We start from the raw sequence: 18,006 nt of genomic DNA, 5'->3' as shown, positions 1-18,006 counted from the left end.
ATATTTTTTTTTTATTTTATATAAAAAAAAATTTTTTTCTCCCCTTTTTTCTCCCCCCCCGGGCTAATTCCTTGTGGGGGGGGGCGCCCCCCCAAAATGTCCCCCCCCCCCCACCGCCCATTAGTGTTATCAGAAGTGCATTCAGGAACTCTATCGATCAGTGGATAAGCTGGGCTTCATCACGGATCTGGAGGGACATGCCATCTTGGGCAGAAATTTAATTTTCAACTAAATATGCTCATTTTGTCTCTCGCTTGATGCAGAATGGCCTTAACGGTGCAAAGATTATTTGAGTGTATGGAGCATTCGATGTTGAACTTCACTGCCATTGATTTCGAAACTGCGAATTCCTTTCGAGGGTCACCATGTTCAGTGGGACTTGTACGCGTCCGCGATGGACGGACCGTGGAGGAACGTCATTGGTTAATTAAGCCACCAAAAGGTGCCGATCACTTCGACCCGTGGAATGTCTCAATCCACGGAATCACCTCTGACATGGTTCAAGACGCGCCTCGCTGGAACGAAGTTCTACCACGCATCGTAGACTTTGTTGGAGGCGATATTCTCGTCTCGCACAATGCTGCATTCGATACGGGCGTTATCCGTTATGCCTGTGCAGCTGACACCATTGAATGCCCGGAATTCAACTTCTTGTGCACACTGGTGACTGCCCGAAGGGCCTTGCAACTTCCTTCATATCGGCTTCCTTACGTCGTCGAAGCGCTGGGATTGTCGATGAAGAATCATCACGACGCGTTGGCTGATGCCAGAGCAGTGGTAAATATTATCGACAGGCTTTCAGAGCAGCATGCGGCCGCTGACCTTCAAGAATTAGCCGACACTGTTGGCGTCCGACTAGGGTACATGGCTCCCGGGATTTACCGGGGAGGGCAAGCTCGTGCCAAATCAACATCTAAGCCATTGACCGATGTCGAGATTAATACCGAAGCGGATCCGGACGGATATCTATACGGACGTGTCGTGGTCTTTACTGGGGGACTGAAATCGATGCCGCGTGAAGTAGCCAGGCAAGAATGCGCCCGTCTTGGTGCGATTCCCGAAGCAAACACAACAAAACGAACCAACGTTTTAGTCATCGGCGATATTGATCCGACAGTTCTCCGTCCTGGATCCGAACTGACAGGAAAAGCTCGCAAGGCGTTCGAACTTCAAGATAAAGGGCAATCGATAGAAGTCATGACAGAAGATGACTTCTTACGGTGTCTCGATGGAACTCAACTTGATGGTGTCGAAGTCCTGCTTCCTAATTCCTCAACGGGGTCGTAGAAATAAAATATCGTAGCGTTGCAATGAATGGATACCGTGGATCGCACAGGTAACGAGGCATCTGCGAATAGTTGTAGAGATGGCCCAGCGCATTACGCTCTGGGCCGCCTCTATACGTTCTACGCGCGATGGGCTAGCCGGCCAGCTCAACCTTTTGGGTTGGCTTCTGGGCGCCGACACTGCGGCGCAGCATGATGAACAGCAAGATCATGCCTGCGGTGATCGACATGTGGCCAAGGCCCGCGATGCCCGAGATCATCTTGGACGACTCAATGCCTAGTACGGTCATGATGCCGTGGGTGAGCTGCATGCCCGCGGTTAGGATCACGCCCGCGTTGTAGGTGCCCATGAACCACGCGAAGAGCTTGCGGTGCTGGCTCAGGCCGAAGGCCTTTTCCAGAAGGAGCACCAGCAGCAAGATGATGAAGCCCAGCACCAGCAGGTGGGTGTGGACTACGGAGAGCTGGGTCCACTGGCCTTCAGCGAAGCCGTTCATCTTGGTGAATTCACGGTAGAAAAGACCGGAAGCTACACCGAGGACCATGTAGGCGAAGGAGAAATTCACGAGCTTACGCATTGATTTTGTTTTCTTTCTGAACGGTTGGTTCTGCAGTTGCTTCTGCAGCGGAGGAAGTTGTGCCGAAGAGTGGATGCTTGCCTGAGCCCAGGACTGCGAACATCGCCGGGAGCAGCAGGGTGCGAACGACGAAGGTGTCCAGCAGGACGCCGAGTCCGACGATCAGGCCGAGCTGGCCTAGTACCGTGATCGGCAGTGTTGCCAGTGCCGCGAAGACACCTGCCAGCACGAGCCCGGCACTGGTGATCACCGAACCGGTGCGGCTTGCGGCCAGTACCACTGCGTCGCCCAGCGCCAGCACCTGCGAGTCTTGGCGAACTCGCTGGGTCAAGAAGATGGTGTAATCCACGCCCAAGGCGACCAAGAAGACGAAGGCCAGCAGCGGCACCTGGACATCCAGGGCGTTGGCCTCGAAGACCACCGAGGAAACCAGGGAACCCAAGCCGACGGCGGCGCCCGCGCTGAGCAAATTCACCAGACCCAAGGCAAGTGCGGTTCGCCAGGAACGGGTCAGCCAGCCGAGCATCACGAAGCAGATGACCATGATCAGCGGGGCAATCACGAACAGGTCGCGCAGGTGCATCTGGTGCGAATCAAGCTGTTCGGCGCTCTGCCCGCCAATGAGCACCTGCCCGGTACTGCCGGTTGCCGCAGCACCGCGCAGGTCCGCTACCAGGTCCTGTGCCATGGCCGAGCTGGGATCGACAGCCGAGATGACAGAGAACTGCTGCCATGGCGTGGTGCCGAGCTGGGAGGATTCGCCAACACGCTTGACGTTGTCGACTCCGGAGAATTCATCTCGCAGGACCTGGATATCGGTTCCCTGCGCCAACACGGTGATCGGCTGGGTTTCACCTGCGGGGAAGTGCGCGGCCAGGGTCTGCATGGCACTGGAAGACTCGGTGGCGGTGCGGAATTGCTGGGTCTGGTCCAGGCCGATACGGGTGCCGGTCAACGCTCCAGCCAGCACCATGAGCAAGACCGCCAATGCTGCCAGGTTCAGACCCGGACGGGTCATCACAGCACGAGCAGCACGTCCGAAGAAGTTTTCCTTCTTGCTTTCCTGTCCCGGACGGGGGACCAGCGGCCAGAACGCCTTGCGCCCGGCAAAGGCTAGGATCGGTGGCAGCGCAAAGAGCACGAAGAACGCAGCGATCAGCAAGCCAGCGGCGCAGACGATGCCCAGCCCGCGGGTATCTTCCATGACGGCCAGTCCCAAGGTCAGCAGGGCCTGCACTACGGTGAGGTTGGAGGTCAGGATCGCTTCGAAGCTGGCCGCCCACGCCTTGGACAGCGCCTGGCGGTGATTAGCATTCTTCTGCAGTTCATCGCGGTAGCGGGAGATCAGCAGCAAGGCGTAGTTGGTACCGGCGCCGAAGACCAGCACGCTGAGCACGCCGGAGTCGAAGTGCAGATTGAAGGCGTTGCCCAGCAGGTTCGCCACCAGGGAGGCGCTGCGATCGGCGAGGGCAACAACGACCAGCGGGATCAGCCAGAGTACCGGCGAACGGTAGGTGAGGATCAGCAAGACTGCCACGATGCCCACCGTGACGGCCAGCAGGGTGAAGTCCGCCCCGGCGAAGGCATTGGTGATATCTACTGCGAAGGCGGTAGAACCAGTGACCTGCACGGCCAGCCCCTGAATGGGATGGGCCTGGATCCAGTTGCGGACCTCATCCAGCTTCTGGCGGTCGGCCGTATCGGAGACCGTATCCCAGGTGAGCGGAACCATGGCTGCCTGCTGGTCTTCGCTGGCCATGGTGCGGCCGGCGGACACCTCCGCGTCGTGGGCTAGCGCCGCGGTCTGCTCATCAAGGGCAGCGGTGTCGGCATTGCTCAACGCATGGCCATCGGCGCGGTTGGCCACCAGCAAAGCCGAGCTCTGGGAATCGCTGGTGTTGGCATCCAGGATTTCGGCGACCTGTGCCGATTCGGAGCCTTCGACCAGGGAGCTGGCCGCACGGGTTGGGGCTTGGATGCTGCTCAGCGCACCAAAGAGAACGAGAACTATTGCAAAGATGCCAGCGGCCCAAATGCGGGCTCCGCGGCGGCTGGTCAGCGAATCGCCGATCCGGGGGATAACTGGAACTTTCATAGTTCCAGTTAACGAGATTTCGCAGGTCAGGCCATCGTGGAAAGGGGTGAATAAAACTTCAACCGAAAGGTTGAGATGCACCCCGCCGTGTCACCGGGATTCTGTTGATCAGCTACAGCAGTCCGTGGTCTTTGGCCTTGTTGATCGCGTCGGTACGCGTGGTTGCTTGGAGCTTGTCGAAAATGTGGACCAGGTGGGTTTTGACCGTCGCCTCCGAGACGAACAGGGCCTTGGCGATCTGCTTGTTGCCGGCACCGGTAGACAGTTGGGCCAATACGTCCTTTTCGCGCTTGGTGAGCTCGATTTTGGGACGGCGCATGCCCTCGACAACGCGCTGGGTCATCTCCGGGGCCAGGACCATGTGCCCGGCGGAGGCTTGGCGGATGGACTCGACGATGGTCTGGGCACTGACATCCTTGAGCAGGTAGCCGGCAGCTCCAGCTTCGATGCAAGCGAGCAGCTCTGAGTCCTTGTCGAAGGTGGTCAGGATCAGCACATAAGGCGGTTTGGCCAGTTGGCGGATCGCCGCGGTGGTTTGTGCACCGTTCATCCCGGCACCCAAGCGCAAGTCGCAGAGCACCACATCGACGGTGTTGGCCTTGACGAATTCCACCGCTTCCTCGCCGCTGGATGCTTCGCCAATGACAACGATGTCGTCGTAGTTCTCGAACAGCGCGCGCAGGCCGGTCCGCACGATGGGGTGGTCGTCGACCAGCAGGATCCGGATCATGAGTTGTCCTTTGCTAAGCGAAGCGGAAGGTGGGCGCACAGGGCGGTGCCTTCACCGGGTGAGCTCTCGACATCCAAACCGCCGCCGAGTTCGCGCAGGCGCTGGTTCATTGCGGTCAGGCCGAAGCCTCCGGTGTGCGTACTGGTTTGCACGCGACCAGTTTTGGGAACGAAGCCGATGCCGTCATCGACAATATCCAAACGTACCTCGTCGCCGCTGGACCCCAGGCTGAGCGCCACCGTGGAGGCCTGGGCATGGCGCAGCACGTTGGACAGGGCGGATTGGGTGGTGCGCAGCAGCGCGATCTGCACATTCGGATCCAAAGTGGGCAGCCCCGGTTCGATATCCAATCGGGTCTCCAACTTCGAATCGGCCTTGAAATTCTCCAAGACGCGGCCCAAGGCTCCGGCGAGCGCCTGGGAATCGAGTTCTGCCGGAGCCAGGGCGGCGATGATGCGACGCAAATCGGTCAGCGCTTGCCCGGAAAGCTCATCGATGCGACTCAGGGCCGCCGAGGCAGACTCTGGGTCTTTGGAGGCTTCTGCCGCCTTGGCATGCAATCCGATGGAGGAGAGCTGCTGGGCCACGGTGTCGTGGATTTCGCGGGCCAAGCGGGTGCGTTCGGTGGCGATGCCAGCCTCATGCTGGGAGCGGGCCAATTCTCCTTGCAGGTCTGCCATTTCCTGCTGGGCTCGCACCAGGGAATTCACCAAGGATGTGCGCACTTCGGCATCGCGTTCCATCTGCAGGTATCCGCGGGAGATGCCCCAGGCGAATAGCCCGCCAACCAAGGGGCCGGCAATGGCGGCAATGCTGAGCTCGGCATTGTGCAGGTAGGGAGCGAGCAAAGTAAAGGCGTAGACGACCACTGACCACAATATTGAGGGAAGAAATGGCAGCTGGTGGCCCAGAAGAAGCCAAAGGCTGAAGGCCAACCACATGAATTCAGCGGAAACGAAGAGGCTTGCAATCCAGATCCCTAGCAGCAGCGCCAACCACCACGCGGGCTTGGCGAAGACTCCTTTCTTGGCACGGGAAACGAAGCCGAGGCTGTACCAAGTGGCGAAGAGTACCGAGACGAGGATCGCGGGCAGGACATTTCCTTGCGCTGAAATCTGTCGCAGCAACGCGATGGCAAGCAGGATTGCCGTCACCAGGTGCTGCCCCCAGCGCAGCACCACTGGCGAGGCCAACGAGTGCTGCTGATTCTGGGTGTCCAACCACTGCGGCTCGGAAGTACTCATGAATGCCAGCCTACTAAAGGCTGCTGCCGGTTATTGATCGGCAAGTATTACCAGTTGAGCTGTCGCTCTGGTCATGGCCACGTATCTGCGCACGGCTCCGCTTAATCCGGTGCCGAAGGAGCGTGGCTGGCAGACGAGCACCAGATCGAATTCCAGGCCCTTGGCGTTCTCTGGCGAAAGAAAGCGGACCCTGCCAGAGTCGTGGAAGCCAGAGGCCCCGATAACTGCCGCCGTGCCCTCGGCATTTTCGCCTAGCCAATCATCGAGTATTAATTCCAGTTCGGTCAGGCGGGCATAACGCACCGGTGCACCATCCGTGCGCAATGATCGCGGCACGTTCGCCTCGGGCATCTGTGCCTGGATCTGTTCTGCGGCTGCTTCCATGATCTGTGCCGTGCTGCGGTAGTTGACCCGCAAGCGGGATACGGAGATGCCGCGAATGCCAATCCTGGCCAAACGCTGTTCCCATGTCGTGTTGAAGCCGTGAACGGCCTGGGCCCTATCGCCCACAATCGTCAGGCTCCCTGATGGGCAACGGCGTTGGATCATTGCCCATTGCGCATCGGTCAGGTCTTGGGCTTCATCGATGATGACATGCGAAAAGGGTCCGTCGTAATTGAGCGAGGCCAAATTGTTCTCCGGAGCTCCGGCGAGAAGCTGCTCCTGGAGATCGTGGTGGATGAGCTGGGATGCCAGATCCTCGCTGTCGTCAACCGAGTCCATCAGATCATCAACGACGTTTTTCCATCGAGTACGCTCGGCGTGCACTCTGAACTGTTCATCACGACGTTTCGCTTCGCTGTGCGGGTCGCCAATGAGAAAGCGCGCAAGGTCAATCAGCGGAATATCCGACGTGGTCCATCGGCCAGAAGCCGAACTTGCCAGTAGCTTTTCGATCTCTTCGTTGCCAAGGTCTCTGCCGCTGTAGCGGAGCAGTTCCGGGGTTGAATAGAGCGCCCGCAGCAGCTTGCATGGATCCAGGACAGGCCAGTGCTCATCTAGCAACCCATTCAGTGCTGGATTTCTCTCCCACTCCGAGCGCGGCAGTGGCTTCGTGTCTTCGCCTCTGAGGGCTTGGGGGAGCAATTGATCAATGAGGGCATCACGCAATTCGATGCGTGCTTCATTGTGCGGCGTTGCTTCGCCATTCATGGTGACCGCAGTGCGCCACAGCTGCGTTGTCAGAGTGGCTTGAGCTTCCCCAAAGTCGATTTGAACGTCAACGGAGGGAGGCTCTTCAAAGACCTGCACGGCCCTCTTGACTGCATCCAGCATTGCCAGACTGGATTTAATGCGGTTGACTCCGTGATCCGGTTCCGAGGGCAAATCATCGCCAATCGAAACTATGTTCGAAAGCGTTGAAATGAGCACCTCGTCCTCGCCGAGATTCGGAAGAATGTCAGCGACATAGGAGCTATAGGCCTCGTGCGGGCTTACCACCAAAACCTTGCCGCCCTGGCGTTGAAGCCGTGGGTCCGCATGCAGCAAATAGGCGGCTCGATGCAGGGCGACCACCGTCTTGCCGGTACCCGGCCCGCCATCAACCACCAGCGCGCCTTGCGAGCTTCTCCGGATGATCGCGTCCTGGTCCGACTGGATGGTTGCGAGCACGTCGTGCATTTTTGGTGAACGCTTGCTGCCAAGGGAAGCGAGAAATGAAGAGTGGTCATCCAGGCGGGCGTGGGAAGCCAGCTGGGAGGAATCAAACACTTCATCCCAATAGTCACAGATGCGTTGCCGGCGCCAACGGTAGCGGCGTCTCATGGCCAACCCATGGTCCTTCTCATGGGTGGCGGCGAAGAATGGTTCTGCTGCCGGGGCTCGCCAATCAAGCAGCAGCTGCTTGCCCTGGTCGTCGCTCAAGCCACTGCGGCCAATGTATAGGCGCTCGCCGGTCCCGGCTATTTCCATGAAGCCTAAGCAGGCGTAGGGACCCATGCGGTCCAGCTGGCGCAGCCGCTGTGCTAATTCGCTGAGTTCAACATCGCGTTCAAGGGATTGCTGCAGCACGCCGGCCTGGTCTTGTCCTCGTCGGGCAATGCGCTCCATGATTTCGGATCGAAGCTGCCCAACCCGTTTGGCAATTTCGCAGAGCCGTTGCTGGTCCTCGGCAGTCTCGGCCGAGTTCTCCGGTGCTGGACTGTGCTCGATGGCATCGTAATAGTTGGTGTTTGCGATTTTGGTAAGCACGCGGGCTCCCTGGTCTGGCTAGTTCTCGTGGGGAAGATATTGATTATGGATCCTATGCGGGGCCTTGCGGCAAGGCCCCCTGGGCGCGCTATCCTGAAAATGCAGGGAATGGCGTTTTCGGTTTTCCAGCTGCGTACTGTGAGCCTGCGCTCACTTGCATTTCGAAGGCTGCTGGGAATTTTCAGCTGGGGCATCACGCGGTAGGATATAAGGACTGCGACTTCGATCCGGCTATCACCGGTGAGTCTTCGGAAGAACCGCGAGCATCATGAACGCCAAGTAGAACCGAACGGGACCAGCCCGTCACAGCTGAAGATAAGCGATTCCCCATCATTGCGGCGGGGGATAAGCGGGGTGGTACCGCGGCATTCGTGCCGTCCTCGTAGGCAAGGATTTATCGACCCTACGCTTGAAGGACGGCCCATTCGATGAGCTTCTACCCGAAGGTCACTACAGACCCAACCGGTTCGACCCCGGCTTCACCGCGATTCCCAGATCTTGAGAAGCGCGTCCTCGAATACTGGAAGAACGACGACACTTTCCAGGCCTCCATTGACCAGCGCGAGGGCGAAGAATTCGTCTTCTACGATGGCCCTCCCTTCGCCAACGGCCTGCCGCACTACGGCCACCTGCTCACCGGCTACGTCAAGGACCTGGTAGCGCGCTACCAGACCCAGCGCGGCAAGCGCGTGGAGCGCCGCTTCGGCTGGGACACCCACGGCCTGCCAGCCGAGCTGGAAGCCATGAAGCAGCTGGGCATGACCGACAAGAAGCAGATCGAAGCCATGGGCATCGACAAGTTCAATGACGCCTGCCGCACCTCGGTGATGAAGTATGCCGATGAGTGGAAGCAGTACGTGAACCGCCAGGCTCGCTGGGTCGACTTCGAAAACGACTACAAGACCCTGAACGTCGAGTTCATGGAATCGGTCATCTGGGCCTTCAAGCAGCTTTCGGACAAGGACCTGACCTACAAGGGCTTCCGCGTGCTTCCATACTGCTGGAAGGACGAGACCCCGCTGTCCAACCACGAGCTGCGCATGGACGACGACGTCTACAAGAACCGCCAGGACCAGACCGTCACCGTGGGCTTCACCATCCTTGCCGGTGAAACCGAAGCCTCCAAGGCACTTGCCGGCGTGCAGGCCCTGGCGTGGACCACCACCCCGTGGACCCTGCCAACCAACGCCGCACTGGCCGTGCACCCGGCGATTGACTATGTCGTGGTTCCTGCAGGCGAAGCCGGCGTGAAGGCTTCGGCCGCCGCCGGGCCATTCCTGCTGGCCCGCGACCTGCTCGGCTCCTACGCCAAGGACCTGGGCTACAAGGATGCCAAGGAAGCCGCTGCGGCCATCACCGCCAGCTACACCGGTGAGCAGCTTGCCGGCGTGCGCTACCAGCCGCTGTGGGACACCTACACCGACACCGAGAAGTACGGCACCGAAAACGCATGGCAGATTCTCACCGCCGACTACGTCACTGTGGCCGACGGCACCGGCATCGTGCACCAGGCTCCGGCCTACGGCGAGGATGACCAGAAGGTCTGCGAAGAGCACGGCATCCCGGTGATCCTCTCGGTAGACGAGGGCGCCAAGTTCCTGCCGGTCTTCGGCAACGGTCCGCTGGCCGAGATCGCCGGCGTGCAGGTCTTCGACGCCAACAAGACCATCACCAATGTGCTCAAGGACGAGGCCAAGCTGGTCAAGCAGGCCTCCTACGAGCACTCCTACCCGCATTGCTGGCGCTGCCGCACCCCGCTGATCTACCGCGCGATCTCCTCGTGGTACGTCGAGGTCTCCAAGTTCAAGGACCGCATGGTCGAGCTGAACGAGCAGATCAACTGGATCCCGGGCAACGTCAAGCACGGCCAGTTCGGCAAGTGGCTGGAAAACGCCCGCGACTGGTCCATCTCGCGCAACCGCTACTGGGGTTCGCCGATCCCGGTGTGGGAATGCAGCGGTGCCGAATGCGAGCACCGCGAAGTCTTCGGCTCGCTGCAGGAAATGCAGGACTTCTTCGGCCGCATGCCGGTTAACCACGAAGGCCAGCCTGACCTGCACCGCCCATTCATCGACGAGCTGACCAAGGCCCATGAGGGCTGCGCCGAATCCGGCACCCTCAAGCGCGTGGAAGACGTGCTCGATGTCTGGTTCGACTCCGGCTCGATGCCGTACGCCCAGGTGCACTACCCGTTCAACAACCAGGAATGGTTCGATTCCGGCCACCACCCGGCGGACTTCATCGTGGAGTACATCGGACAGACCCGCGGCTGGTTCTACACCATGCACGTGCTCTCCACCGCGCTCTTCGACCGCCCGGCCTACACCAACGTGATCTCCCACGGCATCGTGCTGGGCTCGGACGGACAGAAGATGTCCAAGTCCTTGCGCAACTACCCGGATGTCACCGAGGTCCTGGACCGCGACGGCTCCGATGCCATGCGCTGGTTCCTGATGGCCTCGCCGATCCTGCGCGGCGGCAACCTGGTCGTGACCGAACAGGGCATCCGCGATGGCGTGCGCCAGGTGCTGCTGCCGCTGTGGAACGTCTGGCACTTCTTCAACCTCTACACCAACTCCGCCAACAACGGGGCCGGCTACGAGGCCAAGCGCTCGATGGACTCCACCGACCCGCTGGACCAGTACATGCTGGCTGCCACGGGCCAGCTGGTGCGCGAAGTCACCGAGGCACTGGATTCCTACGAGGTCTCCGATGCTACCGAGGCCGTACGCCAGTACATGGACACCCTGACCAACTGGTACGTGCGCCGTAGCCGCCAGCGTTTCTTCGATGAAGACACCCAGGCCTTCGACACCCTGTACACCGCGCTGGAAACCCTGGTGAAGGTCACCGCTTCGCTGCTGCCGCTGGCCAGCGAAGAGATCTTCCGCGGGCTGACTGGCAAGCGCTCGGTGCACCTGGAGGACTGGCCGGACGCCAGCGAATTCCCAACCGATGCCGCGTTGCTGGAAACTATGGAAACCACCCGCAAGATCTGTTCCGTGGGCTCCTCGCTGCGCAAGGCCAAGAACCTGCGCGTGCGCCTGCCGCTGGCCGAGCTGAAGGTCGTGCTCACCGGCGCTGCCCGCCTGGAAGGCACCTACGCGTCGATCATCAAGGACGAGCTGAACCTGAAGGCCGTCACCCTGATCGATGCCGAAGGCGTCGACGCCGCCAGCTACGGCATCAGCCAGCAGCTGGTAGTGAACGCCCGTGCGGCCGGTCCGCGCCTGGGCAAGAACGTGCAGCAGGCGATCAAGGGCGCCAAGTCCGGGGACTGGTCGGTCACCGACGGGGTGGTCACCGCGGGCGGACTGGAACTGGCCGAGGGCGAATACACCCTGGACACCGTGGTGGATGCAGCAGGCGAAATTGCCGCGGCAGTCATCGACGGCGGCTTCCTGGTGCTGGATACCGAGGTCACCGAGGCACTGGCTGCCGAAGGCACCGCACGCGACATGATCCGCTCCATCCAGTCCGCCCGCAAGGACGCGGACCTGCAGGTATCGGATCGCATCCACACCGTGGTCACCGCCAACACGGCCGCCATCGCGGCACTGGAAGCGAACCGCGAGCTGGTGGCAGCTGAAACCCTGACCGCGCAGCTGGAACTTGTCGCCGATGATTCGGTAGATGGCGAGCAGGTCACCGTGGCCAAGCTGGATTCTGGCAAAGTCGAGGCCAACTAGTGAGCGAATTGGACCGCGTCTACGCGCAACTTCTCTCCCGTGCGCCGGAAAACAAGATGGAACCGCGCATGGATCCGATGTTCCGCGCGATGGAGATCCTCGGCGAGCCGAACAAGGCTTGCCCGGTCATCCACATCACCGGCACCAACGGCAAGACCTCGACCGCACGCATGATCGAGTCGCTGCTGATGGCGCACGACTTGCGCACCGGCCGCTACTCCTCGCCGCACCTGATCTCGGTCACCGAGCGCATCGCCATTGACGGTGCCCCGGTAGACGACGGGACCTTCGTGCGCGTGTGGGATGAAATCAGCCCGTTCCTTCAGATCGTGGACACCGAGCTCGTCGAGCGCGGCGAAAACAAGCTGACCTACTTCGAAGCTGTCACCATCCTGGCCTTCGCGGTTTTCGCCGAGGTTCCGGTGGATGTCGTGGTGCTCGAAGTCGGCCTGGGCGGCATCACCGACGCCACCAACGTGGCAGATGCCGACGTTTCGGTGATCACCCCGATCTCCTTGGACCACACCGATCTGCTGGGGGATACCCCGGGCGAGATTGCCGAAGAAAAGGTCGGCATCCTCAAGCCCGGCGGCTACCTGGTCTCTTCGGTGCAACCGGTGGATGCCGCCGACGTGCTGCTGGCTCGCGCCCGCGAGCTTGAGGTGCCGGCAGCTTTCGACAGCCTGGACTTCAAGCTCCTGGAACGCCAGCATGGCGTGGGCGGGCAGCTGCTGTCCATCCAGGGCCAAGCGGCGCGCTACGACGAGATCTTCCTGCCATTGTTCGGTGCCCACCAGGCGCAGAACGCCACCGTGGCCTTGGCTGCGGTGGAGGCCTTCCTGGGCGGCGGCCAGCGCGAGCTGAATGCCGATCTGGTCCGCGACGGCTTCGCGGCCGCCACCAGCCCGGGCCGCCTGGAACTGGTCCGCGCGGCACCGAGCATCCTGGTGGATGCCGGCCACAACCCGGATGGCATCCGCGTCACCGCAGAGGCGATCAAGGAATCCTTCGGCTTCACCCGCCTGGTGCTGATGGTTGGCATCTTGCAGGAGAAGGACGCCGAAGCAATGCTTTACACCATGCGCGAGCAGTACGGTGACATGGTTGAGGACATTTGCATCACCCAGTCGTCCTCGCCGCGGGCCATCCCGGCCGGCGAACTGTCCACCATGGCGATCGACGCTGGCTGGCCGGAAGAGGACATCCACGTCACCGAGGACCTGGAAGATGCCATCGAATGGTCGGTGGGCCGCGCCGAGGCAGGCAACGACTTGTCCGGCGGCGTGCTGGTGACCGGTTCGATTACACTGGTGGGCGAGATTTCACTGTTGCTCAAGGGAGGCGAATCCTGATGGCTAAACTCACCCGTGCCCAGCGCGAGTGGCGTCCTGGGATGAAGAAGAAGCAGCGCTCCACGAAAATGATGTTCGCATCAACAGTGCTGGTCTGCGAGGCGCTGCTGGCGGTGTTCGTCACCCTCGCGGCCTTCGGGCTCAAGCGTGGCGGAGAACCGGTGGTCGTGCTCAGCCTCGGCGCTGCCGTGGCGCTGCTGTGCATCTTCAACTGCGCCCTGCTGGGCAAGAAGATCGGCTACATCATCGGCTGGATCCTGCAGGTAGTGTTCTTCCTGTGCGGCTTCATCCTGCCGGACATGTTCTACCTCGCAGCGGCCTTCGCCCTGTGCTGGTGGTATGCGCTGAACAAGGGCGGCGAAATCGACGCAGTGAACAAGCGCCGCGCCGCCGCCCAAGAAGCCTGGGAAAAGGCGAACCCCGAGCAAGCCTGAGAACCTAAGAAGTACATCAACGATACGAAGAGGTAGTCACATGACTGAACGTACCCTGATCCTGGTCAAGCCAGATGGCGTCAAGCGCGGTCTGACCGGACAGATCCTTGGCCGCATTGAAGCCAAGGGTTACACCATTGCCAAGCTGCAGCAGCTGGAAGCTACTCGCGAGCTGCTCGCCGAGCACTATGCAGAGCACGAAGGCAAGCCATTCTACGAGCCGCTGGTTGAGTTCATGCTCTCCGGTCCGGTGGTGGCGATCGTGGCTGAAGGCCAGGGCGTTATCCCCGGCTTCCGTTCGCTGGCTGGCACCACCGACCCGACCACCGCGGCTCCAGGCACCATCCGTGGCGACTTCGGCCGCGACTGGGGCCTGAAGGTCCAGCAGAACCTGGTCCACGGTTCGGACTCCGTCGAGTCCGCCGAGCGCGAGATCGGCATCTGGTTCGGCAAGTAGATCGAAACGCGAAAATCCCGGCAGTTGGAAACTGCCGGGATTTTTCATGCCTGGAAGCGGGTCCTAGAACCAGTCATCCAAACTGTCCCGGGCGAGCATAGCTCCTTGCGGGCTAGCTGCCTGCTGCACCGAACTTCCGAGCGCCTGTGCGGTCGAGTCCAGCGGCAGCTGCTCTGCAGCGCCGATCCTGACCACCTGGTGGTGGTCGGTGATAGGGCCGACTATGTGCGAAAGATACTTATCTGCTCCGTCATTGCTGAATTCCAGCACGTGGATACCTCCCAGTCTTCAGTGCGCGTTAGCACATTGATTGCGGGCGAAGCGTGGCGCGGGTTTTCCCTGTTGGGGAAAACGAAGACATGCAGCAAAACTTCTCAAGGCGATTGCGCATCCCGCGTCGCTCCACTTCCATCACTTCAGTCACATTAAACACACAAACCACATCCACGGCAACGCGGGATCGGGTCCACCGGTCTTGTCCCCAGCGCGAAAACCCCGGGAAGCCGGGGCTGGATGAGGGTGTGAACTCTTTGAGAATTAATCGGAAATAATTCGATCAAGAGCATTTAAGTGGCAAAAGGAAGGACGCCCCTGACGTGCAGGAGCGCCCCAGCCGCAACAGCTACTCGGAATCCTTCAGGGATTCCTGGTGCTGTTCCTTCGCTTCGAGTTTGTCGAAAGCCGCTTGCTCTTCGCTGATCTCGACTTCAGACTTGATGTCCTCGCTGGCTTCAGCCACCGCATCGGATTTGTCGCGCCCGGTCCATACCTTGATCACCGCCCATGAAGCGGCCACCAGTGGCACCGCCAGGACGGCGCCAACGATGCCTGCCAGGACGGTGCCTGCGGTCAGTGCCATCAGCACGACCAGTGCATGCAGGCTCAGGGCGTTGGCCATGACGACCGGCTGCAGGAAGTTGCCCTCCAGCTGGTTCACCAGGATCACCGCAGCCAGCACGATCAGCGCCACCACAGGTCCGTTGGTAACCAATGCAATCAGCGTGGCCAGGATGCCGGCAACGGTGGCACCTACCATCGGCACGAAGGAACCGAGGAAGACAATGACGCCTAGCGGGATGGCCAATGGAACCTGCACGATCAGCAGCGTCGCGGTGATGCCCAAAGCATCCACCGCGGCCACGGTGGCAGTACCGCGGATGTAGCCGCCGAAGGTGCGCAGCGCGCGGTCGCCGGAAAGAATCCACTTGTTGCGGTAGTGGCGTGGAGTCCACGACACGGCAAAGGCCCAGATCTTGTCGCCGTCCTTCAGGAAGAAGAACAGGATCACCAGCAGCAGGACCAGGCCGGTCACGAAGCTGCCTGCTGCGCTCAGCGTGTTCAAAGCGCCGGTGCCGAACTGGGAACTGGTCAAGAAGCCGGTTACCGTTTCGACAACATTATCGATCTGGCTCTGGTCGACGCTGAAAGGCATCGTGCCGATGAAGCCCTGAACCATGTCGTTGAGCTGGTTGAAGCCCTCAACAGCTTGGTCAACGAGCTTTGGCCATTCCTTGATGACCGAGAAGACCAGGCCGGTGCCAATGCCTCCGAGGACCAATAGGGATCCGAGAAAAACGATCCATGCTGCCAGCATCGGGGAAACAAACTTGCGCAGCTTGACCACCAGGGGCCACAACGCACAGGAAATGATGACGGCCAGCAACGTCGGGATCACGATCATGGTCAAGCGGAGCATGCCGATGATGAGGAATGTTGCCAGCGCGCCAACTACCAGCAGCTGGGCGCTTCGAATGCCTAGGCGTCCTAGCAAGTCGGTCCACAGGCTGGTGACCGTGAAATCTGGTTTGGCGTCCCTGGCCGGAACACGGTGGTGCTCGGCAGGTGTCGGCTTGTCGTCCGGAGGTTGCTTTTTCAACAACGCGGCGGGCCTGACCTTACGGAAAAAAGCCATAGTCGCTCCTTGTAGCTGGTTCTGATAGCTCTAACAATAGGCTAACGACTTGACAAGGTCCCAAGGCAACACCGAAATGCTGATTTTTTGGCGTTCACACTGGCCACTAACCCGTTTTCGTGCCCGAATGCATCGATTCGTGCACCCACGGGCTGATTTCCCCGGCATTCCTGCGGCGTCGTCTCTGCAATGATGCTGGGCTTGAACTAGCGGGGGATCAATGCCGACGGGCATCGAAACCCGGTGGTCTTCTTTGAAACCAGTGGAAATAGCAGTGACGGAAGCCTCGGGCAGAAGTCCCGCGGCAAGTTGATTCGCCAAAATGTTCTTGCGCTCAAGGAATTGCTGCTCGGAATGGCATCGGGCGAAGTCCAACAAGAAGATCCAGAACGCTGGGAGGAAATCCCTCACCAGCCGGTGACGGGCTATCAGACCGATTATGCGGGTCTGGTCCAGAAGTGAACTGACGCAGCAGAGCTGGGGCCGCGCAATGCGCGGCCCCAGCTCTGTTAAGGTCTCGTTCTCTGCCTGTGCGGACTACTTGGCGTTGAAGTACTCCTTGGCCAGCAGGCCCATGATGATCTTGTCGTGGAACGACCCATCGTGGAATCCAGCCTGGCGCACTCGGCCCTCTTCGCGGAACCCTGCGCGGTTGAAGGTGCGCAGTGCGCGCTCGTTGTACGCCCAGGCGTTCAAGCCGATGCGGTTCAAGCCCATCTCGCGGAAGCCGTAGTCGATGATCATCTTGGTGGCCATGGTGCCATAGCCTTGGCCCACATTTGAACCACCGATCATGATCATCAATTCGGCGGAACGGGCCGGCGCGTTGTAGTCGTACAAAGCGGTGTGCCCGATCAGCGTGTCGTCGGGAAGCGTGATGGAAAGTCCCACGCCGTCGGTAGTGCCACGGTTGACGCTGCGCGACTTGAAGAGTTCTGCGGCTTCGGTGATCGGGTGGGGAAGTACCAGGTTGCCCTGCAGGGCCATGAATTCTGGGCTATTCCACCATTGGGTGAGGAACGCAAGATCTTCCTCTTGTAGTTCACGGAGCCGAAGGTGTTCGGAAATCAGCAGGTTGATTCCGTAGTCCTGGGCATTTTCTGTGTTCCATATGTCACTTGCCATGCTTCTAATCTACCGGGTCTAGCTGGACAGTATCCGGAAGATCGTTGACGGCGAACCCTTTCCGGCCTTGCCGATGGACGTTTTGACGCGGATCGGAGGCCGAAGCGGGATGTCTTGGCACCGGTGGCGCGCCGGGGTGCAACAAGCAGTGACACAAGGCCGGCCGACCTGGTTGGCGGCGGGGTGGGGGAGCGCCAGGAACAGCACTGCGGGGCCGCTACCGAAGTAGCGGCCCCGCAGGTGGGCATGGAAGCCGGGCTCTAGCCGAAGAAGGCGAGCGGGAAACGCAGGACGACCGATGCGGCAACGAGCGCCCAGATGACGGCGGTAATGATCCAGCTCCACTCGGCGAAGAACTTTTTCACGCCGGCTCCAGCAGGAATCACGCCGGTAAGCACATTGCGTGCGGTCGTGAACACGAACAAGGGAATCGTCATGGCCCACACGACCATGCAGTAAGGGCACAGGGCGTTGATTTCATACAGGGCCTGGGACCAGAACCAGATCACCACGCCCATAGCGGCGGTGATGCCCAGCTGGAAGCACAGCCAGAACCAGCGCTTCAGGTTTGTTGCGCCGGCCAGCAGGGCGAAGCCGATGGCGATAACAACAGCGAAGCAAACGATCCCGAAGAAGGGATTGGGGAATCCGAAGATTCCTGCCTGCTCGGATTTCATCACGGTGCCACAGGAGATCCAGGGATTGACGTCGCAACTGGTGATGTAGTCGGGGTTCTTGTACAACTCCAAGCGTTCCAGGACCAGGATTCCGGCGGCGAGCCAAGAGATCAATCCCGTAACGATGATGAACAGCCCGAAGCCGCGTTCCTTAGCCCACCAGGGCAACACGCCCGAGCCGTGGCTATTTTCTTGTGATGAAACCATGTTTTGACTATTCCATAAGTTCATAGGAAA

15 protein-coding genes are annotated in these 18,006 nt (G+C 60.2%); 6 read left to right on the top strand and 9 right to left on the bottom strand.

The window, feature by feature from the left end; genetic code table 11:
* The first annotated feature begins 264 nt into the window (after nt 1-264).
* A complete protein-coding gene (locus ACIQTS_RS10935) occupies nt 265-1,287 on the top strand; it encodes an exonuclease domain-containing protein (RefSeq protein ID WP_402473341.1) in 1,023 nt (340 codons plus the stop codon).
* 133 nt (nt 1,288-1,420) lie between these two features.
* Here ACIQTS_RS10935 and ACIQTS_RS10930 read toward each other — a convergent pair whose 3' ends face one another.
* From ACIQTS_RS10930 to helR, 5 genes are all read right to left on the bottom strand, one after another.
* Complete coding sequence (locus tag ACIQTS_RS10930) at nt 1,421-1,864, bottom strand: DUF2871 domain-containing protein (RefSeq protein ID WP_402473338.1); 444 nt, start codon at nt 1,862-1,864, stop codon at nt 1,421-1,423.
* The gene (locus ACIQTS_RS10925; RefSeq protein ID WP_402473336.1) at nt 1,857-3,959 is read right to left on the bottom strand and encodes an MMPL family transporter; all 2,103 of its coding nucleotides are present in this window, start codon (nt 3,957-3,959) and stop codon (nt 1,857-1,859) included. Before ACIQTS_RS10925 ends, ACIQTS_RS10930 begins: the two co-directional genes overlap by 8 nt.
* Before the next feature lie 112 nt (nt 3,960-4,071).
* Complete coding sequence (locus tag ACIQTS_RS10920; protein WP_400288027.1) at nt 4,072-4,689, bottom strand: response regulator; 618 nt, start codon at nt 4,687-4,689, stop codon at nt 4,072-4,074.
* Nucleotides 4,686-5,933: a sensor histidine kinase gene (locus ACIQTS_RS10915; RefSeq protein WP_332489121.1), complete on the bottom strand. Its 1,248-nt coding sequence runs from the start codon at nt 5,931-5,933 to the stop codon at nt 4,686-4,688. The genes ACIQTS_RS10920 and ACIQTS_RS10915 overlap by 4 nt, the downstream gene beginning before the upstream one ends.
* 30 nt (nt 5,934-5,963) lie before the next feature.
* A complete protein-coding gene (helR, locus tag ACIQTS_RS10910; RefSeq protein ID WP_402473333.1) occupies nt 5,964-8,123 on the bottom strand; it encodes an RNA polymerase recycling motor ATPase HelR in 2,160 nt (719 codons plus the stop codon).
* 428 nt (nt 8,124-8,551) lie between these two features.
* Between helR and ileS the strand changes: the two genes are divergently transcribed.
* From ileS to ndk, 4 genes are read left to right on the top strand one after another with little or no spacing between them, the layout of a single operon-like run.
* A complete protein-coding gene (gene ileS, locus ACIQTS_RS10905; RefSeq protein WP_400288019.1) occupies nt 8,552-11,812 on the top strand; it encodes an isoleucine--tRNA ligase in 3,261 nt (1,086 codons plus the stop codon).
* A 56-nt stretch (nt 11,813-11,868) separates the two neighbouring features.
* The gene (locus ACIQTS_RS10900; RefSeq protein ID WP_388022955.1) at nt 11,869-13,164 is read left to right on the top strand and encodes a bifunctional folylpolyglutamate synthase/dihydrofolate synthase; all 1,296 of its coding nucleotides are present in this window, start codon (nt 11,869-11,871) and stop codon (nt 13,162-13,164) included.
* Nucleotides 13,164-13,598 carry a DUF4233 domain-containing protein gene (locus tag ACIQTS_RS10895; protein WP_105658487.1) on the top strand — a complete coding sequence of 145 codons (435 nt, stop codon included), beginning with the start codon at nt 13,164-13,166 and terminating at the stop codon, nt 13,596-13,598. The genes ACIQTS_RS10900 and ACIQTS_RS10895 overlap by 1 nt, the downstream gene beginning before the upstream one ends.
* Before the next feature lie 40 nt (nt 13,599-13,638).
* Complete coding sequence (ndk, locus tag ACIQTS_RS10890) at nt 13,639-14,055, top strand: nucleoside-diphosphate kinase (protein ID WP_105658488.1); 417 nt, start codon at nt 13,639-13,641, stop codon at nt 14,053-14,055.
* Nucleotides 14,056-14,118: 63 nt separating this feature from the next.
* On the opposite strand, the gene ACIQTS_RS10885 is transcribed toward ndk, so the two are convergent.
* Together ACIQTS_RS10885 and ACIQTS_RS10880 are read right to left on the bottom strand one after the other, a co-directional pair.
* Complete coding sequence (locus tag ACIQTS_RS10885; RefSeq protein WP_402473329.1) at nt 14,119-14,325, bottom strand: hypothetical protein; 207 nt, start codon at nt 14,323-14,325, stop codon at nt 14,119-14,121.
* A gap of 352 nt (nt 14,326-14,677) precedes the next feature.
* On the bottom strand, nt 14,678-15,967 hold the full coding sequence (locus tag ACIQTS_RS10880; RefSeq protein WP_402473326.1) for an AI-2E family transporter: 1,290 nt from the start codon (nt 15,965-15,967) through the stop codon (nt 14,678-14,680).
* Nucleotides 15,968-16,210: 243 nt separating this feature from the next.
* Here ACIQTS_RS10880 and ACIQTS_RS10875 point away from each other — a divergent pair, with 243 nt between their 5' ends.
* Nucleotides 16,211-16,429, top strand: coding sequence for a hypothetical protein (locus ACIQTS_RS10875; RefSeq protein ID WP_332489125.1), 219 nt, complete (start codon nt 16,211-16,213; stop codon nt 16,427-16,429).
* A 75-nt stretch (nt 16,430-16,504) separates the two neighbouring features.
* Here ACIQTS_RS10875 and ACIQTS_RS10870 read toward each other — a convergent pair whose 3' ends face one another.
* Entirely contained in the window at nt 16,505-17,092 is a 588-nt protein-coding gene (locus tag ACIQTS_RS10870; protein WP_332489126.1) for a GNAT family protein, read from the bottom strand.
* A 260-nt stretch (nt 17,093-17,352) separates the two neighbouring features.
* A complete protein-coding gene (locus ACIQTS_RS10865) occupies nt 17,353-17,976 on the bottom strand; it encodes a vitamin K epoxide reductase family protein (protein ID WP_332489127.1) in 624 nt (207 codons plus the stop codon).
* Nucleotides 17,977-18,006 lie beyond the last annotated feature (30 nt).

The sequence above is a fragment of the Glutamicibacter sp. NPDC090743 genome (assembly GCF_044769125.1).
Taxonomy (GTDB): Bacteria; Actinomycetota; Actinomycetes; order Actinomycetales; family Micrococcaceae; genus Glutamicibacter.
Note: the sequence above shows the minus strand (reverse complement) of the source record. Positions and strands in the feature narration are given on the sequence as shown.

Excerpts from the sequence above, each read along its gene's own strand:
- ACIQTS_RS10935 (WP_402473341.1), top strand. The coding sequence starts at position 265 with ATGGCCTTAACGGTGCAAAGATTATTTGAGTGTATGGAGCATTCGATG.
- ACIQTS_RS10930 (WP_402473338.1), bottom strand. The coding sequence starts at position 1,864 with ATGCGTAAGCTCGTGAATTTCTCCTTCGCCTACATGGTCCTCGGTGTA.
- ACIQTS_RS10925 (WP_402473336.1), bottom strand. The coding sequence starts at position 3,959 with ATGAAAGTTCCAGTTATCCCCCGGATCGGCGATTCGCTGACCAGCCGC.
- ACIQTS_RS10920 (WP_400288027.1), bottom strand. The coding sequence starts at position 4,689 with ATGATCCGGATCCTGCTGGTCGACGACCACCCCATCGTGCGGACCGGC.
- ACIQTS_RS10915 (WP_332489121.1), bottom strand. The coding sequence starts at position 5,933 with ATGAGTACTTCCGAGCCGCAGTGGTTGGACACCCAGAATCAGCAGCAC.
- ileS (WP_400288019.1), top strand. The coding sequence starts at position 8,552 with ATGAGCTTCTACCCGAAGGTCACTACAGACCCAACCGGTTCGACCCCG.
- ACIQTS_RS10900 (WP_388022955.1), top strand. The coding sequence starts at position 11,869 with ATGGAACCGCGCATGGATCCGATGTTCCGCGCGATGGAGATCCTCGGC.
- ACIQTS_RS10895 (WP_105658487.1), top strand. The coding sequence starts at position 13,164 with ATGGCTAAACTCACCCGTGCCCAGCGCGAGTGGCGTCCTGGGATGAAG.
- ndk (WP_105658488.1), top strand. The coding sequence starts at position 13,639 with ATGACTGAACGTACCCTGATCCTGGTCAAGCCAGATGGCGTCAAGCGC.
- ACIQTS_RS10880 (WP_402473326.1), bottom strand. The coding sequence starts at position 15,967 with ATGGCTTTTTTCCGTAAGGTCAGGCCCGCCGCGTTGTTGAAAAAGCAA.
- ACIQTS_RS10870 (WP_332489126.1), bottom strand. The coding sequence starts at position 17,092 with ATGGCAAGTGACATATGGAACACAGAAAATGCCCAGGACTACGGAATC.
- ACIQTS_RS10865 (WP_332489127.1), bottom strand. The coding sequence starts at position 17,976 with ATGGTTTCATCACAAGAAAATAGCCACGGCTCGGGCGTGTTGCCCTGG.